Annotated in this window: 21 protein-coding genes; 10 read left to right on the top strand and 11 right to left on the bottom strand. The window is 71.7% G+C overall.

Annotated elements, in window-relative coordinates; translation table 11 throughout:
- Nucleotides 1-294 precede the first annotated feature (294 nt).
- Nucleotides 295-1,065 (bottom strand): IclR family transcriptional regulator, encoded by a 771-nt coding sequence (locus tag ACZ5DS_RS00475; RefSeq protein WP_145874802.1) that lies wholly within the window; start codon nt 1,063-1,065, stop codon nt 295-297.
- Between the two features lie 140 nt (nt 1,066-1,205).
- On the opposite strand from ACZ5DS_RS00475, the gene ACZ5DS_RS00470 reads away from it, so the two are divergent.
- The 5 genes from ACZ5DS_RS00470 to ACZ5DS_RS00450 all read left to right on the top strand — a co-directional run bounded on the left by ACZ5DS_RS00470 (nt 1,206) and on the right by ACZ5DS_RS00450 (nt 5,912).
- Complete coding sequence (locus tag ACZ5DS_RS00470; RefSeq protein WP_468232514.1) at nt 1,206-2,735, top strand: aldehyde dehydrogenase (NADP(+)); 1,530 nt, start codon at nt 1,206-1,208, stop codon at nt 2,733-2,735.
- A 46-nt stretch (nt 2,736-2,781) separates the two neighbouring features.
- Nucleotides 2,782-3,390 (top strand): DUF1349 domain-containing protein, encoded by a 609-nt coding sequence (locus ACZ5DS_RS00465; protein WP_468232512.1) that lies wholly within the window; start codon nt 2,782-2,784, stop codon nt 3,388-3,390.
- A gap of 58 nt (nt 3,391-3,448) precedes the next feature.
- Nucleotides 3,449-3,952 (top strand): GNAT family N-acetyltransferase, encoded by a 504-nt coding sequence (locus ACZ5DS_RS00460; RefSeq protein WP_468232510.1) that lies wholly within the window; start codon nt 3,449-3,451, stop codon nt 3,950-3,952.
- A gap of 75 nt (nt 3,953-4,027) precedes the next feature.
- Nucleotides 4,028-4,753, top strand: coding sequence for a DsbA family oxidoreductase (locus ACZ5DS_RS00455; RefSeq protein WP_468232508.1), 726 nt, complete (start codon nt 4,028-4,030; stop codon nt 4,751-4,753).
- A 97-nt stretch (nt 4,754-4,850) separates the two neighbouring features.
- Nucleotides 4,851-5,912, top strand: a complete 1,062-nt coding sequence (locus tag ACZ5DS_RS00450; protein ID WP_468232506.1) for an aminotransferase class V-fold PLP-dependent enzyme — start codon at nt 4,851-4,853, stop codon at nt 5,910-5,912.
- Between the two features lie 64 nt (nt 5,913-5,976).
- On the opposite strand, the gene thpD is transcribed toward ACZ5DS_RS00450, so the two are convergent.
- From thpD to ectA, 4 genes are read right to left on the bottom strand one after another with little or no spacing between them, the layout of a single operon-like run.
- A complete protein-coding gene (thpD, locus tag ACZ5DS_RS00445) occupies nt 5,977-6,864 on the bottom strand; it encodes an ectoine hydroxylase (protein WP_468232505.1) in 888 nt (295 codons plus the stop codon).
- Between the two features lie 5 nt (nt 6,865-6,869).
- On the bottom strand, nt 6,870-7,274 hold the full coding sequence (locus ACZ5DS_RS00440) for an ectoine synthase (protein ID WP_468232504.1): 405 nt from the start codon (nt 7,272-7,274) through the stop codon (nt 6,870-6,872).
- Nucleotides 7,275-7,304: 30 nt separating this feature from the next.
- Nucleotides 7,305-8,576, bottom strand: coding sequence for a diaminobutyrate--2-oxoglutarate transaminase (gene ectB / locus ACZ5DS_RS00435; RefSeq protein ID WP_468232503.1), 1,272 nt, complete (start codon nt 8,574-8,576; stop codon nt 7,305-7,307).
- A gap of 13 nt (nt 8,577-8,589) precedes the next feature.
- A complete protein-coding gene (ectA, locus tag ACZ5DS_RS00430; RefSeq protein ID WP_468232501.1) occupies nt 8,590-9,108 on the bottom strand; it encodes a diaminobutyrate acetyltransferase in 519 nt (172 codons plus the stop codon).
- A gap of 456 nt (nt 9,109-9,564) precedes the next feature.
- Here ectA and ACZ5DS_RS00425 point away from each other — a divergent pair, with 456 nt between their 5' ends.
- The 5 genes from ACZ5DS_RS00425 to ACZ5DS_RS00405 all read left to right on the top strand — a co-directional run bounded on the left by ACZ5DS_RS00425 (nt 9,565) and on the right by ACZ5DS_RS00405 (nt 14,183).
- The gene (locus ACZ5DS_RS00425) at nt 9,565-10,407 is read left to right on the top strand and encodes a transporter substrate-binding domain-containing protein (RefSeq protein ID WP_468232500.1); all 843 of its coding nucleotides are present in this window, start codon (nt 9,565-9,567) and stop codon (nt 10,405-10,407) included.
- Complete coding sequence (locus ACZ5DS_RS00420; protein WP_468232498.1) at nt 10,404-11,237, top strand: amino acid ABC transporter permease; 834 nt, start codon at nt 10,404-10,406, stop codon at nt 11,235-11,237. Before ACZ5DS_RS00425 ends, ACZ5DS_RS00420 begins: the two co-directional genes overlap by 4 nt.
- Nucleotides 11,234-12,028 carry an amino acid ABC transporter ATP-binding protein gene (locus tag ACZ5DS_RS00415; RefSeq protein ID WP_468232496.1) on the top strand — a complete coding sequence of 265 codons (795 nt, stop codon included), beginning with the start codon at nt 11,234-11,236 and terminating at the stop codon, nt 12,026-12,028. The genes ACZ5DS_RS00420 and ACZ5DS_RS00415 overlap by 4 nt, the downstream gene beginning before the upstream one ends.
- 18 nt (nt 12,029-12,046) lie before the next feature.
- Nucleotides 12,047-13,138 carry an amidohydrolase family protein gene (locus ACZ5DS_RS00410; protein WP_468232494.1) on the top strand — a complete coding sequence of 364 codons (1,092 nt, stop codon included), beginning with the start codon at nt 12,047-12,049 and terminating at the stop codon, nt 13,136-13,138.
- 142 nt (nt 13,139-13,280) lie between these two features.
- Nucleotides 13,281-14,183, top strand: coding sequence for an SCO1860 family LAETG-anchored protein (locus ACZ5DS_RS00405; protein ID WP_468232492.1), 903 nt, complete (start codon nt 13,281-13,283; stop codon nt 14,181-14,183).
- Between the two features lie 17 nt (nt 14,184-14,200).
- Here the strand turns inward: ACZ5DS_RS00405 and cobC are convergent, their stop codons facing one another.
- From cobC to cobM, 6 genes are read right to left on the bottom strand one after another with little or no spacing between them, the layout of a single operon-like run.
- The gene (gene cobC, locus ACZ5DS_RS00400; protein ID WP_468232490.1) at nt 14,201-15,265 is read right to left on the bottom strand and encodes an Rv2231c family pyridoxal phosphate-dependent protein CobC; all 1,065 of its coding nucleotides are present in this window, start codon (nt 15,263-15,265) and stop codon (nt 14,201-14,203) included.
- Complete coding sequence (locus ACZ5DS_RS00395) at nt 15,255-16,190, bottom strand: sirohydrochlorin chelatase (protein ID WP_468232489.1); 936 nt, start codon at nt 16,188-16,190, stop codon at nt 15,255-15,257. The genes cobC and ACZ5DS_RS00395 overlap by 11 nt, the downstream gene beginning before the upstream one ends.
- Nucleotides 16,187-16,777, bottom strand: coding sequence for a precorrin-8X methylmutase (locus ACZ5DS_RS00390; protein WP_468232487.1), 591 nt, complete (start codon nt 16,775-16,777; stop codon nt 16,187-16,189). The genes ACZ5DS_RS00395 and ACZ5DS_RS00390 overlap by 4 nt, the downstream gene beginning before the upstream one ends.
- A complete protein-coding gene (gene cobJ, locus ACZ5DS_RS00385) occupies nt 16,774-18,489 on the bottom strand; it encodes a precorrin-3B C(17)-methyltransferase (protein WP_468232486.1) in 1,716 nt (571 codons plus the stop codon). The genes ACZ5DS_RS00390 and cobJ overlap by 4 nt, the downstream gene beginning before the upstream one ends.
- Entirely contained in the window at nt 18,486-19,721 is a 1,236-nt protein-coding gene (gene cbiE / locus ACZ5DS_RS00380; RefSeq protein ID WP_468232484.1) for a precorrin-6y C5,15-methyltransferase (decarboxylating) subunit CbiE, read from the bottom strand. Before cbiE ends, cobJ begins: the two co-directional genes overlap by 4 nt.
- The gene (gene cobM, locus ACZ5DS_RS00375) at nt 19,718-20,536 is read right to left on the bottom strand and encodes a precorrin-4 C(11)-methyltransferase (protein WP_468232483.1); all 819 of its coding nucleotides are present in this window, start codon (nt 20,534-20,536) and stop codon (nt 19,718-19,720) included. Before cobM ends, cbiE begins: the two co-directional genes overlap by 4 nt.
- Nucleotides 20,537-20,649 lie beyond the last annotated feature (113 nt).

Below are 20,649 nucleotides of genomic sequence, written 5' to 3'. Positions count from 1 at the left end.
TCGGCCCACTTCCTGCGCGACGACGATCCGCCTCCGCCGCTCGGCGGAGACGCCCGTCCTCCTCAGAGCCTGTGTCATATCCCCGGCCGGGCGCGCGGCGTCTGGCACGCACTCCCCCACTGCCTTAAGGGCGTGGGGGGACCCCCAGCCGCGTTGCCGAACCACCCACGTGGCTCCTCCCCCACGCTCGGCTTCGCTCGCGCGGGGGCACCCCCATCGAGGGCGCTCCGGCGCCTTGCGATCGCACGCACCAGACGCCGCGCGCTGATCCGACCGGAGATATGACACAGGCTCTCACAGCCTCCGCGTCGCCAGCGTCAGCCGGTCCCGCGCGTCGAACAGGGCGTCCTTGATCATCTGTTCGTGGGCGGGGGTCAGCCGGGCCACCGGGACCGAGCAGCTGATGGCGTCCCGGGCGGGGGTGCGGTACGGGATCGCCACGCCGAAGCAGCGCAGGCCCAGCGTGTTCTCCTCGCGGTCGACGGCGAAGCCCTGCTCGCGGACCTGGTGGAGTTCCTCGATCAGCTTCTCGCGGTCGGTGATGGTGTGCTCGGTGAGGGCCGGGAGGGTCTCCGGGAGGAGTTTGCGGACCTGCTCGTCGGTGTGGGTGGCGAGCAGTGCCTTGCCGAGGGACGTGGAGTGGGCGGGCAGGCGGCGGCCGACGCGGGTGAAGGGGCGCAGGTAGTGCTGCGACTGGCGGGTGGCCAGGTAGACGACGTTCGTGCCGTCCAGACGCGCCAGGTGGATGGTCTCCGTGGTGTCGTCGGAGAGGCGGTCCAGGGTCGGGCGGGCCGCCGCCACCACTTCATCGCCGTCGATGTAGGACGTGCCGACCAGCAGCGCCCGCACCCCGATGCCGTACCGCGTCCCCGTCGCGTCCGTCTCCACCCAGCCCAGCTCCACGAGCGTGCGCAGCAGCATGTACAGGCTGGACTTGGGGTAGCCCACGGCCTCCTGGACGGCCGCGAGGGAGTGCATACCGGGCTTGCCGGCGAAGTACTCGAGCAATTCAACGGTCCGCACCGCGGACTTGACCTGAGCCCCGCCTGTCTCGCCTGCCGACATCGCCCTTGACCCCTTCGTTCGACGAGAGCCTGGATATATAGTCTCCGAGCAGCGTATTCATCATCAGAGACAGTGTTCAGTATATCGAACGCGACTGATGGTTGACCCAGGAAATGCGGCCTTACTTGGAGGGATCCGCGGTGGCAGCAGCACCAGTCTGGAGTGTCGACCCGCGCACCGGGAAGCAGCGTGAACAGGTTGCGGTCGAGGCCACAGCCCAGGAGGTGGACGCGGCCGTCCGGGCGGCGCACGCCGTGCGCGGCGCGCTCGCCGACCGTGCCGTGCGCTCCGCCTTCCTCCGCTCGGCCGCAGCCGGCCTGGAGGCGGCCAAGGACGGTCTGATCGAGACGGCCGACGCCGAGACCGCCCTCGGCCCGGTCCGGCTGACCGGCGAACTCGCCCGCACGGCCTACCAGTTGCGGGCCTTCGCGGACAGCGTCGACGAGGGTGCCTTCCTGGACGTCATCATCAACCACCCCGACGCCACCGCCACCCCGCCCATACCGGACCTGCGCCGCTACAAGGTCCCCCTCGGCGTCGTCGCCGTCTACTCCGCCTCCAACTTCCCCTTCGCCTTCTCCGTGGCGGGCGGCGACACCGCGAGCGCGCTGGCCGCGGGCTGCCCGGTGGTGGTCAAGGCCCACCCCGACCACCCGGCCCTGTCCGAGCTGGTCGCCAAAGTGCTGCGCCGGGCCGCCGCCGAGCACGGCATCCCCGAGGGCGTCGTCGGCCTCGTGCACGGCTTCGAGGCGGGCGTCGAGCTGATCAGGCACCCGCTGGTCGCCGCCGCGGGCTTCACCGGTTCGGTGCGCGGCGGGCGGGCCCTGTTCGACGCGGCCGCCGCACGTGAGGTGCCGATCCCGTTCCACGGCGAGCTGGGCTCGCTCAACCCGGTCCTGGTGACCGAGGCGGCGGCGGCCGAGCGGGCGGAGGCGATCGGCTCCGGGCTGGCCGGGTCCATGACCCTGGGCGTCGGTCAGTTCTGCGTCAAGCCCGGCCTGGTGCTGGTGCCGTCCGGCGCCGCGGGCGACGGCCTCGTCAAGGCGCTCACGGCCGCCGTCAGCGACACCGAAGCGGGTGTCCTCCTCGACCACCGCATGCGGGACAACTTCGTGGCGGGCGTCGCCGAGCGCGCACAGCTGCCCGAGGTGGACTCGCCGGTCACCCCGGGCGCGGGCGGCGAGCACACGGTCAGCGCCGGGTTCCTCATGGTGCCGGCGGCGAAACTGGCCGAGCAGGGGGCGTACGACCTGCTGCTGGAGGAGTGCTTCGGGCCGGTGACCGTGGTGGTCCGGTACGAGGACGAGGGCGAGGCGACCGCGGTTCTCTCGCGGCTGCCGGGCAACCTCACGGCGACGGTCCATCTGTCGACGGAGGAGGCCGCCGGCGAGGGCCGCGGCGCCGAGATCCTTGCCGAGCTGACTCCGCTGGCGGGCCGTGTACTGGTGAACGGATGGCCGACGGGCGTGGCGGTGGCTCCGGCCCAGCATCACGGCGGTCCCTACCCGGCCACCACCTCCACGTCCACGTCCGTGGGCGGTACGGCCATCGAGCGGTGGCTGCGGCCGGTCACCTACCAGAGCGCGCCGGAGGCCCTGTTGCCGCCGGAGCTCCGGGACGACAACCCGCTGGGACTCCCGCGGCGGTTCAACGGCAGCCTCGAACGCTGATCGCATGCGCGAGACGGCGGAAAGGGGAACCTGGGACACTCACGCCATGGACGTGGAACTTCCCGAACTCCCCTTCGCCCTGCGCACCTACGGGCCTGACGGTAACTGGTCCTACGAGGGGGGTGTGCTCACCGGGTGGGCCGGGCCCCGGCAGGATCGGTTCGTCACGCCCACCGGGGAGGCCCTGGAGCCCGCCTCCGACGCGCCCCGGCTGCTCGGGGCGCCCGAGGGCGACTTCCAGCTGATAGCCCGGGTCACCGTCGGGTTCAACGCGGCCTTCGACGCCGGAGTCCTCTACGTCCATGTCGGCGACCGCGCCTGGGCCAAGCTCTGTCTGGAGTACTCCCCGGACGTGCCCACCGTCTGCACGGTGGTCACCCGGGGACACTCCGACGACGCGAACTCCTTTACCGTGCAGGGGAGTTCGGTGTGGCTGCGGGTCAGCCGGACCGGCCGGGCCTTCGCCTTCCACGCCTCCCGGGACGGCCGGCGCTGGACCTTCGTCCGGCTCTTCACCCTCGGCGAGGAGAAGGAGACCGGCGCGGCGCTGGTCGGCTTCATGACCCAGTCGCCGATGGGCGAGGGGTGCGTGGTGACCTACGACCACATCGAGTTCCGGCCCGGCTGGCCCGACGATCTGCGGGACGGCAGGTGAGCCGACGGGCAGGGCGGGGCGCGGAACCGGAGCCGGTGTCGGGTACGTCCTCCGTTGCATGATCAGTGAACGTCTGAACCGTGCTCTGGTGATCCGCACCGCCCTGCCCGCCGAAGCCGAGGTCATCGCCGATCTGCACGTCCGGGCGCGCTCGACCTACTATCCGGACGGGCTCCCGCCGGCCGACTTCGACTGGGTCGAGGCCTGGCGCGGTTCCATCGAGCGCCCCGAGGCACATGTGCTGTGCGCCGTGGAGCAGGGCCGGATCGTCGGCATCGCCTCCTTCCGTACCCCGGACGGCGCACCCGCGGACACGGTCAAGCTGTTCCAGTTCCACGTCGACCCCGGCCACTGGCGCGCCGGCATCGGTACGGCCCTGCACACGGCCTGCCTGGAGGAGTGGCAGGCCGACGGCAAGCGGACGGCCGTGCTCGACGTCCATGCGGACAACGCCCGCGCCCAGGCCTTCTACGCCCGCCAAGGCTGGATCCCCGACCCGGAGAACCCGCCCGCCGAGGGCGATCACCACCTCTTCCTCCGCTTCGCCGTGCCCGGGGAATGAACATAGCTGTTTGAACGTTCACGTACTGGGCGGAGAGAGCCTCCGCGCCCGTACGACCTGGAGAGAGCCGAAGACATGCGCGTCGAGATCTGGAGCGACATCGCCTGCCCCTGGTGCTACGTGGGCAAGGCCCGCTTTGAGAAGGCGCTGGCTGCCTTCCCGCACCGCGACGAGGTCGAGGTGGTGCACCGCTCCTTCGAGCTGGACCCGGGCCGTGCCAAGGGCGACGTCCAGCCGGTGATCACCATGCTCACCAGGAAGTACGGCATGAGCGAGGCGCAGGCCCAGGCCGGCGAGGACAACCTGGGCGCCCAGGCCGCCGCCGAGGGCCTGGACTACCGCACCCGGGACCGCGACCACGGCAACACCTTCGACATGCACCGTCTGCTGCACTTCGCCAAGGAGCAGGGCAGGCAGGACGAGCTGATCCAGATCCTGTACCGGGCGAACTTCGCCGAGGAGCGGTCCGTCTTCACCGAGGGCGACGAGCGGCTCGTGGAGCTGGCCGTCGAGGCCGGGCTGGACGCCCAGGCCGTCCGCGCGGTGCTCGCCGACCCGGCCGCCTACGCCGACGAGGTCCGCGCCGACGAGCGCGAGGCCGCCCAGCTCGGCGCGACCGGTGTGCCCTTCTTCGTCCTGGACCGCACGTACGGCGTCTCCGGTGCCCAGCCCGCCGAGGTCTTCACCCAGGCGCTCGGCCAGGCCTGGGGCGAGCGGTCCCCGCTGAAGCTGGTCGACCAGGGGGACCAAGGGGATGGGGCGGCCTGTGGCCCGGACGGGTGCGCGGTGCCCCAGCACTGAGAAACCGCAGGTCGGCGCGGACGTATAAGTGCTCCTAAGTGGATCCACGTAAAAATCAGCAATGGACTATGACTTCCTCGGGCCACAAAGTGGACCCATGGAGACCACGGAGACGTTCGAAAGCCTCGTCCGCGCCGAGTTCACCCCGAAGACCACCTACCTCAACTCCGCCAGCAACAGCCTGCTGCCGGCCCGCACCGTCGCCGCCCTGCACGAGGCGGCGCTGCTGCGGGCCGAGGGCCGGCCGCTGACCCCGCTGTACGAGGACGTGGAGGCCTGCCGGGCCGCGTACGCCCGGCTCGCCGGAGTCCCGGTCACCCAGGTGGCGCTGGGCTCCTCGGTCGCCGCGCACACGGGCGTGATCGCCGCCTCGCTGCCGGCCGGCGCCGAAGTCCTCACCGCCGAGGGCGACTTCACCTCCGTGCTGAACCCCTTCCACGTCCGCGGCGACCTCAAGGTCCGCTCGGTGCCGCTGGAGCGGATCGCCGAGTCCGTCCGCCCGGGCACCGCGCTGGTCGCGGTCAGTGCCGCCCAGTCCGCCGACGGGCGGATCGCCGACCTGCCCGCCCTGCGGGAGGCCGCCCGCGCGCACGGGACGCGCACCTACGTCGACTTCTCCCAGGCGGCCGGCTGGCTCCCGATGGAGGCCGACGCCTACGACTTCACCGCGTCCGTCTCCTTCAAGTGGCTGCTCGGCCCGCACGGCGGGGCCTTCCTCACGGTCCCCGAGGACTTCGGCGGGCTGACCCCGCTGCTCGCGGGCTGGGTGGCGGCCGAGAAGCCGTGGGACAGCTGTTACGGCCCGGTCGCCGAACTCGCCCATTCCGCCCGGCGGTTCGACCTCACCCACGCCCTGTTCACCTTCGCGGGCCTGCGCCGCTCGCTCGACCTGATCGAGGAACTCGGCGTGGCCGCCGTCCACGCCCACGACGTGGCCCTCGCCGACCGGTTCCGGGCCGGGCTCGCCGCCCTCGGCCACGAGGCGGTGCCCGCCCCCGGCTCGGCGATCGTCTCCGTGCCCGGACTCGGCGGCCGCCAGCCCGAACTGAGCCGTGCGGGCATCGAGGTCTCCGACCGCGCGGGCAACCTGCGCGCGGCCTTCCACCTGTTCAACACGCCCGCGGACGTGGACCGCCTGCTGGACGCGCTGTCCGGCTGACGGCACGACCGGGCCGGGACCTCCCGTCCCACACGAGGAGGCCCCGGCCCGGTGGCTGTTGGGGCTACTTCACCGGGGTGAAGTCCCTTGCGCCGATGAACTCCGGCCGCCGCACCGGCGCCGCGAACGGCTCGACCGCCGTGTTCTCCACGCTGTTGAACACGATGAAGACGTTGCTGCGCGGGAACGGCGTGATGTTGTCGCCGGAGCCGTGCATGCAGTTGCAGTCGAACCAGGTCGCCGAACCGGCCTTGCCGGTGAACAGCCGGATGCCGTACTCGCTCGCCAGCCGGGTCAGCGCCTCGTCGGACGGGGTGCCCGCGTCCTGCATCTGCAGCGACTTCTTGTAGTTGTCCTTGGGCGTGGCGCCGGCACAGCCCAGGAACGTCCGGTGCGAGCCCGGCATGATCATGAGCCCGCCGTTGGTGTCGTGGTTCTCGGTCAGCGCGATCGAGACCGACACCGTGCGCATGTTCGGCAGGCCGTCCTCGGCGTGCCAGGTCTCGAAGTCCGAGTGCCAGTAGAAGCCGCTCGCGCCGAAGCCCGGCTTGACGTTGATCCGGGACTGGTGGACGTACACGTCGGAGCCGAGGATCTGCCGGGCCCGGCCGACCACCCGCGGATCCCGCACCAGGTTCGCGAACAGCTCGCTGATCCGGTGCACTTCGAAGACCGAGCGGATCTCCTGCGACGCCGGCTCGACGATCGAGCGCTCGTCGGCCCGGATCGCCGGGTCGGCGACCAGCCGGTCCAGCTCCTGCCGGTAGACCTCGACCTCGTCCGGGGTGATCAGCTGGTCGACGGCGAGGAAGCCGTCACGCTCGTACGACTGGAGGTCGGCGGTCGTGATCGGGCCGGGCGTGTCCGGGGAGCCCCAGACGACCGGGTCCTGGCGCGGGACGGTCACCTCGGCGGCGCCGCGGCTGGGGTAAAGATCGGTGACGGTGGTCATGGGTGTCACACCTCCTCCGGCTCGGTGAGCAGCGGGTAGACGCCGTTCTCGTCGTGGTCCTCCCGTCCGGTGACCGGCGGGTTGAACACACAGATGCAGTGGAAGTCCTCCTTGACCCGCAGCGTGTGCCGCTCGTGCCCGTCGAGGAGGTACAGGGTGCCGGGGGTGATGGTGTACGTCGTCCCGGCCTCGTGGTCGGTGAGTTCGGCCTCGCCCTTGGTGCAGACGACGGCCTCGACGTGGTTGGCGTACCACATCGACGTCTCGGTCCCGGCGTACAGGATGGTCTCGTGCAGGGAGAAGCCGACCCGCTCCTTGGCCAGGACGATCCGCTTGCTCTCCCAGGTGCCGGACTTCGCCTTCACATGCCGGTCGGTGCCTTCGATGTCCTTGAACGATCGGACGATCACGGTGTTGCGCTTCCTCCTCGGTGGATGGTGCTAGGCGGTCTCGCGGACGGACCGGGCGAGGATGCTGAGGCCCTCGTCCAGCTCGTCGGGGGTGACGGTGAGCGCAGGCAGCATCTTGACGACCTCGCCCTCCGGTCCGGATGTCTCGATGAGCAGGCCGAGCTCGAAGGCGCGCCGGGCGACCCGGGAGGCCCGCGCCTTCTCGTGGAACTCCAGGCCCCACACCAGACCGCGCCCGCGGTACTCCTTCACGTCGGCGAGGTTCTCCTCGGTGATCGAGATCAGCGCCTGCTCGATCTGCTCGCCGCGAGCCCGGGTCTGCTTCTCCATGGCGGAGCCGTCGGCCCAGTACGTCTCCAGGGCCGCGGTGGCGGTGACGAACGCGGGGTTGTTGCCGCGGAAGGTGCCGTTGTGCTCGCCCGGCTCCCAGACGTCGAGCTCGGGCTTGAACAGGCACAGCGACATCGGCAGGCCGTACCCGCTGATCGACTTGGAGACCGTGACGATGTCGGGTGTGATGCCCGACTCCTCGAAGGAGAAGAACGCGCCGGTACGGCCGCAGCCCATCTGGATGTCGTCGACGATCAGCAGCATGTCCTGCCGCTCGCACAGGTCGGCCAGCGCCCGCAGCCACTCCGGGCGCGCCACGTTGATGCCGCCCTCGCCCTGCACGGTCTCCACGATCACGGCGGCGGGCTTGTTGAGCCCGGACCCCTGGTCCTCGAGGAGCCGCTCGAACCAGAGGAAGTCAGGGACCGTGCCGTCGAAGTAGTTGTCGAACGGCATGGGCGTGCCGTGCACCAGCGGGATGCCGGCGCCGGCCCGCTTGAAGGCGTTGCCGGTGACGGCGAGGGAGCCCAGCGACATGCCGTGGAAGGCGTTGGTGAAGGAGACGATCGCCTCCCGTCCCCTCACCTTCCGGGCGAGCTTCAGCGCGGACTCCACCGCGTTGGTGCCGGTCGGCCCCGGGAACATGACCTTGTACGGCAGCTCGCGCGGGCGCAGCACCAGGTCCTGGAAGGTCTGCAGGAACGACCGCTTGGCCGTGGTCGACATGTCCAGGCCGTGGGTGACCCCGTCCCGGGACAGATAGTCGATCAACGCCCGTTTCAGTACCGGGTTGTTGTGGCCGTAGTTGAGTGATCCGGCGCCGGCGAAGAAGTCGAGGTACGCATGGCCGTCCTCGTCGTACATCCGGCTGCCCTGCGCACGGTCGAACACGGTGGGCCAGCCGCGGCAGTAGCTGCGCACCTCGGACTCGAGGGTCTCGAAGACGCTGAGGTCGGGCTGGGTGATGGTCACGGTGAATCGCTCCTCAGTGCGAGGTGGAGGGGGTCAACGGGCCGATGCGGTACAGGACTTCCGGTTCGTGCGGTCCGTCCGGGAACACCTCGGCGGGGAACAGCACCTCGCGGGTGAGGTCCGCGCCGTGCCGGCCGGCGAACGAGGTGAACAGACGCTCGGAGGCGGTGTTCCCGGGGGTGATGGTGGTCTCGACCTGCGTGATGCCGCGCTCGGCGGCGAGCCGGGAGGTCAGCCCGTCCAGCAGCCGGCCGGCGATGCCGCGGCCCCGGTGGCCGGCGTCGACGGCGACCTGCCAGACGAGCAGGGTGCCGGGGCGGTCGGCCCGCACGTACCCGGTGACGAAACCGACGGGCTCGCCGTCCGCGCCGCGCGCCACCGCCGAGGTGCCGGCGAAGTCCCGGCACCACAGCAGGTAGCTGTACGAGGAGTTCAGGTCGAGGGTTTTCGACTCCTTGGCGAGGCGCCAGAGCGCGGCTCCGTCGGCCACCGCTGGTCGGTCGATGAACAGGTCTGCTGGTCGCGCAGTCATGCGGAAGGAATTTAGCGAGGCAAATTCAGAAATGCACGGCCGCGTTGATCGAGGCGGGGGCTCGGGGTGGTGAAATGTCCGGCTTGCCCCACCGTAAACTATGACAAAACCATCCCGTTGTGGAGTACGTCACAGCCTGGAAATCCCTACGAAACCTTGTTGTTTAGCCTCGCAAAAAGCGGGCAGAAGACGATGGGAAGCTATCTTCTAATGAATGCGCAGGAATTGTGAAAGCAATTTGAATTCCGGCCGGTTTTCGAGCCTCGCCGACCTCCGGGTGGGCGAGTGCGGGTCGGGGCCTGCCGCCGCGCGGATCGCACCCTCCAGCGGCGGCAGCGCTGGGGGCGACTCCATCGATCTTAAGTGGAACGGTTCCGTAACCATGGGTTTGGTTTGAGAGACTCAAACTCTTCCTTATAATCGGAACCCACAGTTCCCCCACATGGAGATCGCCCCATGAAAACGCTCGGACGCCGGACCCGCCTTCTGGCCGTCACCACCGCGACGGCCGGGCTCGTGCTCGTGGCCGGCTGCTCCTCGGACAACGGGGGGAACGGCAAGACCACCGTCAAGGGAGTCCACCTCGCCAAGGCCGGTCAGCTGACCACCTGCACCCACCTGCCGTACCCGCCGTTCCAGTCGGAGATCAACGGCAAGGTGCAGGGCTTCGACGTCTCCCTGATCGACCTCGTCGCCAAGGACCTGGGCGTCAGGCAGCAGATCTTCGACACGCCGTTCGAGAACTTCAAGACGGGTGCCTTCCTCAACTCCGGCCAGTGCGACCTGGGTGCGGCCGGCATGACCATCACCGCCGAGCGCAAGAAGAACGTCGACTTCTCCGACCCGTACTTCGAGGCCACCCAGGCCGTGCTGGTCGACAAGAACAGCGGGATCAACTCGCTCGCCGACGTCAAGACCAAGGGCAAGAAGCTCGGTGCCCAGGCGCAGACCACCGGCGAGGACTACGTCAAGGGCAAGGGCTTCGACCCGATCTCCTTCGAGTCCTCCGACGCGGTCCTCAACGGCCTGCGCACCGGACAGGTCCAGGCGGTCGTCATCGACTACCCGGTCGTCCAGGGCTGGCTGAAGGACAAGGCCAACGCGGACAAGTTCAAGGTCGTCGACAACCTCAAGACCGGCGAGCAGTACGGCTTCACGGTGAAGAAGGGCAACACCGCCCTGCGCGAGGCCATCAACAAGGCCATCAAGAACGCCAAGGCCGACGGCACCTACAAGAAGCTCTACGAGCAGTGGATCGGCCCGTACGAGGCCTCCGTCGCCTCTCCCGCCGCCTCATGACCGATACCGACGTACGACTCCAGCCGAAGAAAAAGGGACTGACCCGGCGTCAGAAGCGCAGCCTGTCCCGGGGCGTGCAGTACGCCGTCTTCGTCGCCGCCGTGATCGCCTTCGCGGTCACGGCGGACTGGGACCGGCTGCAGAACCAGTTCGCGCAGGCCGACATCGCCCGGCAGATGTTCCCGGACGTCATCACGCTGGCGCTGAAGAACACCGTGCTCTACACCCTGTCCGGCTTCGTCGTCGGGCTCGTGCTGGGCATGGTCATCGCGCTGATGCGGCTGTCGTCCGTGGGGCCGTACCGCTGGCTGGCGAGCGTCTACATCGAGATCTTCCGCGGCCTGCCCGCCCTGCTGATCTTCATCTTCGTCGGTGTCGCCGTGCCGCTCGCCTTCCCGGGCACCGAGATCCCCGGCGGCACCTACGGCAAGGTCGCCCTCGCGCTCGGCCTGGTCTCGGCCGCGTACATGGCGGAGACCATCCGCGCCGGCATCCAGGCCGTGCCCAAGGGGCAGATGGAGGCGGCCCGTTCGCTGGGCTTCTCGCCCGCCCGCGCCATGGTCTCGATCATCCTGCCGCAGGCCTTCCGGATCATCCTGCCGCCGCTGACCAACGAACTCGTCCTGCTCTTCAAGGACTCCTCGCTGGTGCTGTTCCTCGGCGTCACCCTGGAGGAGCGCGAACTGTCCAAGTACGGCCGCGACCTGGCCAGTACGACCGCCAACTCCACGCCGATCCTGGTCGCGGGCCTGTGCTACCTGCTGGTCACGATCCCGCTCAGCCTCGTCGTGCGCCGTATGGAGTCCAAGTCCCAGGAGGCGATCCGGTGAGCCGCCCGGAGATTCAGGTAAGCGGGCTGCACAAGTCCTTCGGCGACAACGAGGTCCTGCGCGGCATCGACCTGGAGATCAACCAGGGCGAGGTCGTCTGCGTCATCGGCCCGTCCGGCTCCGGCAAGTCGACACTGCTGCGCTGCGTGAACCTGCTGGAGGAGCCCACCAAGGGCCAGGTCTTCGTCGGCGGCACCGAGCTGACCGACCCGGACGTCGACATCGACGCCGTACGCCGCCGGATCGGCATGGTCTTCCAGCAGTTCAACCTCTTCCCGCACCTGAACGTCACCGAGAACCTCACGCTCCCGCAGCGCCGGGTCCTCGGGCGGGACAAGGCCACGGCGGCCGAGGTCGCCGCCGAGAACCTCGCCCGGGTCGGCCTGTCCGAGAAGGCCGACGCCTACCCGTCCTCCCTCTCCGGCGGCCAGCAGCAGCGCGTGGCCATCGCCCGCGCGCTGGCGATGGGCCCGCAAGTCATGCTCTTCGACGAGCCGACCTCGGCGCTCGACCCGGAACTGGTCGGAGACGTCCTCGCCGTCATGCGCATGCTCGCCACCGAGGGCATGACGATGATGGTCGTCACGCACGAGATGACCTTCGCCCGCGAGGTCGCCGACCGGGTCGTCTTCATGGACGGCGGCGTGATCGTCGAGGACGGCACCCCGGACCAGGTGATCGGCAGCCCCCGCCACGAGCGCACCCGTCACTTCCTGTCCCGCCTGCTCGACCCGGCGATGGCCGAGGTGGAGGAGGAGACCTCGGACCAGGTGGGGAAGTCGGAGCCGTAACTCATTAGGGTGCGGTACATGAGCGATCACGCGGTGCTGCACGTGAAGGGCCGGGTCCTGGTCGGGCCCGAGGACGTCCGCGACGAGCTGTGGGTGGTCGGGGGCCGTATCTCCTACGACCGCCCCGCCGACGCCCGGGACATCCGGACCGTCGAGGGCTGGGCGCTGCCCGGCCTGGTCGACGCGCACTGCCACGTGGGCCTCGGCGCGGACGGCCCGGTGGACGCGGACACCGCCGAGAAGCAGGCGCTGACCGACCGGGAGACCGGCACCCTGCTGATCCGCGACGCGGGCTCGCCCTCGGACACCCGCTGGGTCGACGACCGCGACGACCTCCCGAAGATCATCCGAGCCGGCCGGCACATCGCCCGCACCCGCCGCTACATAAGGAACTACGCCCACGAGGTCGAGCCGGAGGAACTCGTCGCGTACGTCTCCCAGGAGGCCCGGCGCGGCGACGGCTGGGTCAAGCTGGTCGGCGACTGGATCGACCGCGACCTCGGTGACCTGTCCGCCTGCTGGCCCCGTGAGGCGGTCGAGGCGGCGATTGCCGAAGCCCACCGCCTCGGCGCCCGGGTCACCGCGCACTGCTTCGCCGAGAGCCCGCTGCGCGACCTGGTCGAGGCGGGCATCGACTGCATCGAGCACGCCACGGGCCTGACGGAGGACCTGATCCCGCTGTTCGCCGAGCGTGGCGTCGCGATCGTCCCGACCCTCGTCAACATCGCCACCTTCCCGCTGCTCGCGGCCGGCGGCGAGACCAGGTACCCGCGCTGGTCGGCCCATATGCGCCGGCTGCACGAGCGCCGCTACGACACCGTGCGCGGCGCCTACGACGCCGGCATCCCGGTCTACGTCGGCACGGACGCGGGCGGCTCCCTGGCCCACGGCCTGGTGGCGGGCGAGGTCGCCGAACTCGTCACCGCGGGCATCCCGCCCGTCGAGGCGCTGTCGGCGACCAGCTGGGGCGCCCGGGCCTGGCTGGGCCGCCCCGGCCTGGAGGAGGGCGCACCGGCCGATCTGGTGGTGTACGAGTCCGATCCACGGGCGGACGTCCGCGTGCTGGCGGCACCGCGCCGGGTGGTGCTGAACGGGCGCGTGGTGGAGTGAGGGAACATCTGTGCCCGGTGATTCGAAGGCTCGTGCGGTATATCCACGTTTGAGTGAAGTGACCCAGGACAGCTGACCGTTCACCCACAGTGCGTACAAGGTTGACGGGTCCCACGTATGTTCCGTCTGGGGGTCCCCCGCCTTGAACAGCAACAACTTCCGCATGCCCGCACGCCGTCTCGCCGCGGTCGCGACGGTCACCGCCCTGGCCGCAGGGCCCGCGATCCTGGGCGCGGGCGCCGCGCCCGCGACCACCGACCACGGTCGCGCCTCCGCCGTCGTCCTCCGCACCGGACTCGACGTGTCCCTGCTCAACAAGACCGTGAACGTCCCGCTCGCGGTCACCCTCAACGAGGTCCAGGCACCCGAGAGCGCCGACAGGACGGCGCTGACGGCCCGGCTCGACGGCGTCGACGGCGGCAAACCGTTCACCGTCCTCGGCGCGCAGGTCGCGTCGGCCAGAGCCACGGTGAACGACGAGCTCGCCGAGGGCTCGGTCCGCGTCGCCCACGCCGAGCTGCACGTCCCGGGCCTGCCCCTGCTCTCCCTCGTCCAGCTCGGCACGGTCACCGCGAAGGCGACCTGCGCGGTCGGGAAGCAGCCCGTCGCCTCCGCCGACGTCCTCGGCGCCGTCACCGTCCTCGGCAAGCGCGTCACGCTGACCGCCGGCGGCCCGACCGAGGTGAAGGTGCCCGGCATCGGAGAGGTCCGCCTCGACCTCTCCCGGCACAGCACCACGACCCGCACGGCAGCCGCGACGGCCCTCGAACTCAAGGTCTCGGTCAATCCGCTGAAGCTCAACGTCGCCGAGGTTGAAGGAACGATCACCCTGGCCAAGGCGACCTGTGCGTCACCGATGGTCCCGTCGGCCAAGCACCCCGTACCGAGCCACGACCCGGCCTCCGACGTGAAGCCCCAGGGCGCCCGCGCCGACCTCGCGGAGACGGGAGGCAGCTCGGCGACGCCGTACCTCGCGGGCGGGGCGCTGGCGTTGGTGCTCGTCGGCGGGGGAGCGGTGACGGTGGCACGGCGCCGGAAGAGCTGAGGGAACTCCTGGCGGGGTCAGCCCAGCGCTCGCTCCAGCCCCGCCAGGAATCCGTTCACGGTGGCCCGGTCCCGTACGGCCATCCGTATCCAGTCGTCGTCCAGCCCGGGGAAGGTGTCCCCACGCCGCACCGCGTAGCCCAGCTCGCGCAGCCGACGTCGTACGGCGGCAGCCCCGTCCATCCGGACCAGCACGAACGGCCCCTCCGCAGGCGAGACCACCCGCACCCCGCGGGACGCGAACGCGGCCAGCCCCGCCACCAGGTGGGCCCGGTCCGCCGCGATCCGGTGGGCCGCGTGTGCCGCCTCCGCCAGCGCTCGCGGCGCCACACATGCCTCGGCCGCGGCCAGGGCGGGTGCCGACACCGGCCACAGCGGCTGCGCCCGCTCCAGCGACGCGATGATCTCCGGGTCGGCCAGCACGTACCCGATGCGCAGCCCGGCCAGCCCCCACGTCTTGGTCAGGCTGCGCAGCACGACGAGACCGGGTACCCCGGTCCGCCCGGCGAGCGCCTCCCGCTCACCGGGCACCGCGTCCATGAACGCCTCGTCGACCACCAGGATCCGCCCCGGACGGGCGAGTTCGGCGATCGCGGCGGCCGGGTGCAGGACCGACGTCGGATTGGTCGGGTTCCCGATCACGACCAGGTCGGCGTCCTCCGGGACGGCCGCCGGATCCAGCCGGAAGCCGTCCGCCTCCCGCAGCAGCACCCGGTCCACGGTGTGCCCCGCATCCCGCAGCGCCGCCTCCGGCTCCGTGAACTGGGGATGCACGACCACCGGTCGGCGCACCTTCAGCGCCCGCGCCAGCAGGACGAACGCCTCCGCCGCCCCGGCCGTCAGCAGCACCCGCTCCACCGGCAGCCCGTGCCGCGCCGCCACCGCCGCCCGCGCGGCCCGGCCGTCCGGGTAGGCCGCGAGCGACGACAGGGACCCGGCGATGTGCTCCCGCAGCCAGGCCGGAGGCGTGTCCGCACGCACGTTGACGGCGAGGTCGACCAGTGCGGCCCCGTCGTCCCGCACCTCGGCGTCCCCGTGATGACGCAGATCGTGCCCGGTGTCCCCGGAGTCCTCAGTGCGCATGGCTGTGGGTGTGCCCCCCGTGATGGTGGTGCCCGTGCCCGTGGTGGTGGCCGTCGTCGTCCGGGTGGAAGTGCGGCTGCTGCGGCAGCCCCACCTTGTCCTCGAAGCCCGGCAGCGCGATCCGGTACACGCACGAGTCGCAGTTCATCCGCAGATCGCCCTTCACCGCCTCCTGGTACCGCTCCATCACCAGATCGAGCAGCTCCGGCTCGGGTCCGATGACGTCCGCGGACCGCACCTCGACCTCCGGGTGCGCGGCCGCCCAGCCCTCGGTCTGCTGGCGCACCCGGTCCGGCAGGATGCCGGTGAACAGGAAGTAGGGGAGGACGACGATCCTCTTCGCCCCCAACTTCACGCAGCGGTCGAGACCGCTCGGCACGTCCGGCGCCGCCAGCGACACGAACGCCGTCTCCACACCGGCGTACCCGCGCCCCTCCCACAGCAGCCGGGCCGCCTTGTACACCTCGGCGTTGGCGTCCGGGTCGGTCGAGCCGCGCCCGACCAGCAGCACGGTCACGTCGGCCCGGTCCTCGGGCGTACGAGCGGTGCCCCCGAGGGCCTCGTCCAGCCGCCGCTCCAGCACGTTCAGCAGCGACGGGTGCGGGCCGAGCGGGCGGCCGTAGGTGTACGAGATGCCCGGGTGGCGTTCCTTCTCGCGGGCCAGCGCGGCCGGGATGTCGCCCTTCGCGTGCCCGGCGGACACCAGCATCAGCGGCACGGCGGCGAACCGCCGTACGCCCCGCTCGACCAGGTCGGTGACCGCCTCGCCCAGCGGCGGCGGGGACAGCTCGATGAACCCGCCCGCGACGGGCAGGTCCGGGTGGCGGCGGCCCAGCTCCCGTACGAAGTCGCGGAACGCCTCGGCTCCGGCCTCGTCCCGGGTGCCATGACCGGCGATGAGCAGGGCGGGCGGCGGGGTGGTCACGATGTCTCCTCGGAATGCGAAAGGGGGTGGTACAGCAGGGCGTTGAGCGCGGCCGCGGCCACGGCCGACCCGCCCTTCTCGGACACGTTGCTCACGGCGGGCAGACCGCTCGCCCGCAACGCCTCCTTGGACTCGGCCGCACCGACGAAGCCGACGGGCAGACCGATGACGAGCGCGGGGGAGGCGTCCAGGGTCAGCAGCTCCTCCAGGGCGGTCGGCGCACAGCCGATCACCCACAGGGCGCCGGGCCCGACCTCCTCGTACGCCAGCCGGATCGCGTGCGCCGAACGGGTCAGCCCCGGCCCGGCCTTGGCGTCCTTCAGCCGGCACACGGTCTCCCGCCGGGTGATGCCGGCCGCGACCATCTCCACGTCCACGACGACCGGCGCCCCGGCGTGCAGCGCCGCATGCGCCGTGACCAGGTCACCCTCGTCCATGACCAGGTCGGTCGCGTACTCCAGGTCGGCGGCGGAGTGGATGACCCGCTCCACCACCGCCCGGGTCAGCGCCGGGAAGTGCGAGGTGTCCAGGCGGGTCCGCAGCCGCCGGAAGGACTCCTGCTCGATGGGGTGGACCACACGGTTCACCGGGCGCCCTCCTGCCCCGCGGCGGAGCCGCTCGTCGACGCAGCCTGCCAGCGGTAGCCGCGCGGCGTCACCATGCGCCCCGCGATGTTCCGGGTCGCCGTGTTGCCCACGGTCACGACCGTCATCATGTCGACCGTCGCCGGGTCGAGCGCCACCAGGGTCGTCAGCCGGCTCGACTCGTCCGGCCGCGAGGCGTTGCGCACGACACCGACGGGCGTCGCCGGCTCCCGGTGCTCGGCGAGGATCGCGAGCGCCCTGGGCAGCTGCCAGTCGCGGCCCCGGGAGCGCGGGTTGTAGAAGGTGACCACGATGTCCGCCTCGGCCGCCGCCCGCACCCGCCGCTCGATGACCTCCCACGGCGTGTGCAGGTCGGACAGGCTGATCGACACATGGTCGTGGCCCAGCGGCGCGCCCAGGACCGCCCCGGCGGCCAGCGCGGCCGTCACGCCCGGCACGCCGACCACGTCGATGTCGTCGGACGCCTCGGCGAGCGCGGGGGAGGCCATGGCGTACACGCCCGCGTCCCCGCTGCCGATCAGCGCCACCGCATGCCCCTTGCGGGCCTCGGCGACCGCCGTACGGGCCCGCTCCTCCTCCGCGCCGAGCCCCGACTCCAGCACCCGCGTGCCGGGCCGCAGCAGGTCGCGGATCTGGTCGACGTACTGGTCGAGCCCCACCAGCACCGAGGCCCGCCGCAGCTCCGCCGCCGCGCGCGGGGTGAGCAGGTCCCGGGCACCCGGGCCGAGCCCGACCACCGCGAGCCGCCCGCGCCCCGGACGGCGTACGACGGCACAGGTCGCCATGGCCGGCCGGGCCGCGGACTTCCGCTTGGGGACGAGGAGTTCACCGCCGCGCACCAGGGCAGCCGCCTCCGCCACGGACGGGGTGCCCACGGCCGCGAGGGGCGCGTCGGAGGGATTGGGCACCTGCACGGCCGCCAGCTCCTCGGCCGGGTACGTCACCAGGGGCACCCCAAGACGCTCGGCGGCGCCCACAAGGCCCGGCTCCTCCGACTTGGCGTCCACGGTGGCGAGTTCGGCCACGGACTTCTGCGCGAGGCCCGCCTCCCGCAGCGCCTCCTCGACCAGTCCGAGCACCTCCTCGACCGGCGCACCCTTGGAGGCGCCGACACCGACCACCAGGGACGGGGGCCTGAGCAGCACCTCCTGCTCGCGCGGTGCGACGGCCCGGTCCGTGAGCCGGATGGTGTACGAGCCCTGCGGCGCGGTCGGCAGCGGCGGCAGCGGCCACGGCACCTCGGCCTCCAGCGCGACCGGTTCGCCGTCCAGCAGCGCCCGGGAGACCGTGGCGACCGAGCCCTCGTACGGGAACCCGAGGGTGTCGAGGCCCGGCAGCCCCACGGCGTCCGTCGCGGTCGTCACCACCGGCTCGGCCCCCAGCAACGCGCCCACTTCGCGGGCGAGTTCGTTGGCGCCGCCGCCGTGCCCGCCGACCAGCGCCACCGCGAACCGGCCGCCCTCGTCCACGCACACCACACCCGGGTCCACCGCCTTGTCGCCGAGCAGCGGCGCGAGCAGGCGTACCGTTGCGCCCGTCGCCAGGAAGCACACCAGCTGCGCGCACTCGGCGAACGCGGCCCGGACGGCCTCCCCGACCGGGCCGTCGTACACCCGCGTACGGTCCGGCCAGGCCGCGGCCAGCCGGTCGCGTGCCGCCGCCCCCGCCGCGGTGGCGGAAATGAGGCCGATCACTGTGCAACTCCTTCACTAGACGCCGGGGTTCTGACGCCCCACAGCAGGAAAACGGGATTGGTCGCCGCCAGCCGGGTCACGTCCCCCGGCAGCGGCGCCAGCCGCGACGACTGCAGCAGCACCCCGTCACAGGTGAACCCGGCACCGATCAGCGCCTCGCGCGCCGCCGGTACCCGGTCCAGGGCGGCCATCGCGACGACGACGGTCCGCCGCGCCCGGCGCGCGCACGCGGCGACGATGGCGGGCAGCTCGCGGCCCCCGCCGCCGATGAACACGGCGTCGGGATCGTCGAGTTCGTCCAGTGCGGCCGGTGCCTCCCCGTGCACCACGCGCACGTCGACACCATGGGCGTCCGCGTTGGCACCGATCCGCTCGACCCCGTCCGGGGTCTTCTCGACGGCGACCACGGCCGCGCCGAGCCGCGCGCACTCCACGGCCACCGAGCCCGAGCCCGCGCCGACGTCCCACACCAGGTCGCCCAGGCGCGGCCCGAGCTGGGCCAGCGCCAGCGCCCGCACCTCGAACTTGGTGATCATCGAGTCCCGGTGCGCGAACTCGCTCTCGTCCAGGGCCCATTGGGCAGGGCCCGACGGCACTCCGGCGACCGTACGCAGGCCGCCCGGTTCCCGGCCCTCGTCCAGGCACAGCACCACGCTCACCGCCGTACCCCAGTCCCGGGCCGCGGCCTCGGCGGGCGTCACCCGCTCCACGCGCTCGCGCTCCGGATCACCGAGTGCGCTCGCCACGACGAGGACACGGCGGTCGTCGCCGAGCGCGGCCCCCAGCTCGGCGGGCCCGGCGCCCGGCCCGGTGAGCACGGCCACCTTGGGCCGGGCCCGGCACACGTTGACGGCCGTCCGCAGGTCACGCCCGTGCGCACTCACCACGACCGCGTCGTCCCAGGGCAGCCCGATCCGCGCGAACGCGGTGGCCACGGACGACACCCCGGGCCGCACGTCCAGCCGCCCGGACCCGAACCGCTCGGCCAGCGCCCGCACGATCCCGAAGAACCCGGGATCGCCGGAGGCCAGCACGACCACCGGCAGCTCCTTGCCGACGTACTCCCCGATCGCGTCCAGGGCGGGCGCCAGCGGCCCGAGCACGATCCGCTCCGCGCCCTCGGGCAGCCGTACGGCGTCCAGATGGCGCCGCCCGCCGACGACCAGAGCGGCACCGGCGAGGGCGTCCTCGGGGACCGGTGTCCCCGTCCCCGTACCGACAACCGTGATCAACTGTTCGCCCCCCGCTCGCGCAGGGCCCGCCGCGCCTCGGGGTCGGCCTTGCGGAACCCGTGGAAATGACCGGGGTGGTACAGGTGCGAACGCGTCCCGTGGGCGTCCAGCGCCGGGCCGACCAGGAAGAGCGTGTGCTTCCAGAGCTTGTGCTCCTTGACCGTCTCCTCCAGCGTGCCGATCGTGCACTTCACGACCAGCTCCTCCGGCCAGGTCGCCTGGTAGGCGACGACCACGGGGGTGTCCGTCGGGTAGCCGCCCTCCAGCAGCTCCCGCACCAGCTGGCCGCTGCGCGCCGCCGACAGGAAGATCGCCATGGTCGTCCCGTGCCGGGCGAACTCGCGCACCTCCTCGCCGGGCGGCATCGGTGTCTTGCCGCCGCCCAGCCGGGTGAGCACCACGGACTGGGCGACCTCCGGGATGGTCAGCTCGCGGCGGGCGAGCGCGGCGACGGCGGAGAAGGAGGAGACGCCGGGCACGATCTCGGTCTCGATGCCGATCTCCGCACACCGGTCGAGCTGCTCCTGGGTGCCGCCCCACAGGGCGGGGTCGCCGGAGTGGATGCGGGCCACCTTCAGGCCCTCGGAGCGGGCCCGCTCGTACACGGCCACGACGTCCTCGAGGGACATGGTCGCGGAATCCAGGACGTCCGCGTCCTCGCGCGCGTGCTCGAGGACCTCCGCCTGGACCAGGCTCGCCGCCCAGATCACCACGTCGGCCTCCGCGATCGCGCGCGCGGCGCGGAACGTCAGCAGGTCGGCGGCGCCGGGGCCGGCACCGACGAACGTCACCTTGCCGGTGGGGGCATCGGCCATGGGAAGGGGTCCTCTCGTACGGAAACGCAGGTCAGAAGTGGGTGAATTGTCAGGGTCTGGAGACGTGTGGGCGGTGCCGGATGTGCGCGAAGGCGCCTCCATCGGATAGCAAG

The organism is Streptomyces sp. NPDC031100 (assembly GCF_055570785.1).
The sequence above is the reverse complement of the archived record's forward strand: the minus strand, read 5'-3'. Positions and strand labels throughout refer to the sequence as shown.

Bases quoted from the DNA above. Each gene is read 5' to 3' on its own strand.
- ACZ5DS_RS00475 (WP_145874802.1), bottom strand. From the start codon at position 1,065: ATGTCGGCAGGCGAGACAGGCGGGGCTCAGGTCAAGTCCGCGGTGCGG.
- ACZ5DS_RS00465 (WP_468232512.1), top strand. From the start codon at position 2,782: ATGGACGTGGAACTTCCCGAACTCCCCTTCGCCCTGCGCACCTACGGG.
- ACZ5DS_RS00460 (WP_468232510.1), top strand. From the start codon at position 3,449: ATGATCAGTGAACGTCTGAACCGTGCTCTGGTGATCCGCACCGCCCTG.
- ACZ5DS_RS00455 (WP_468232508.1), top strand. From the start codon at position 4,028: ATGCGCGTCGAGATCTGGAGCGACATCGCCTGCCCCTGGTGCTACGTG.
- ACZ5DS_RS00450 (WP_468232506.1), top strand. From the start codon at position 4,851: ATGGAGACCACGGAGACGTTCGAAAGCCTCGTCCGCGCCGAGTTCACC.
- thpD (WP_468232505.1), bottom strand. From the start codon at position 6,864: ATGACCACCGTCACCGATCTTTACCCCAGCCGCGGCGCCGCCGAGGTG.
- ectA (WP_468232501.1), bottom strand. From the start codon at position 9,108: ATGACTGCGCGACCAGCAGACCTGTTCATCGACCGACCAGCGGTGGCC.
- ACZ5DS_RS00425 (WP_468232500.1), top strand. From the start codon at position 9,565: ATGAAAACGCTCGGACGCCGGACCCGCCTTCTGGCCGTCACCACCGCG.
- ACZ5DS_RS00420 (WP_468232498.1), top strand. From the start codon at position 10,404: ATGACCGATACCGACGTACGACTCCAGCCGAAGAAAAAGGGACTGACC.
- ACZ5DS_RS00410 (WP_468232494.1), top strand. From the start codon at position 12,047: ATGAGCGATCACGCGGTGCTGCACGTGAAGGGCCGGGTCCTGGTCGGG.
- cobC (WP_468232490.1), bottom strand. From the start codon at position 15,265: ATGCGCACTGAGGACTCCGGGGACACCGGGCACGATCTGCGTCATCAC.
- cobM (WP_468232483.1), bottom strand. From the start codon at position 20,536: ATGGCCGATGCCCCCACCGGCAAGGTGACGTTCGTCGGTGCCGGCCCC.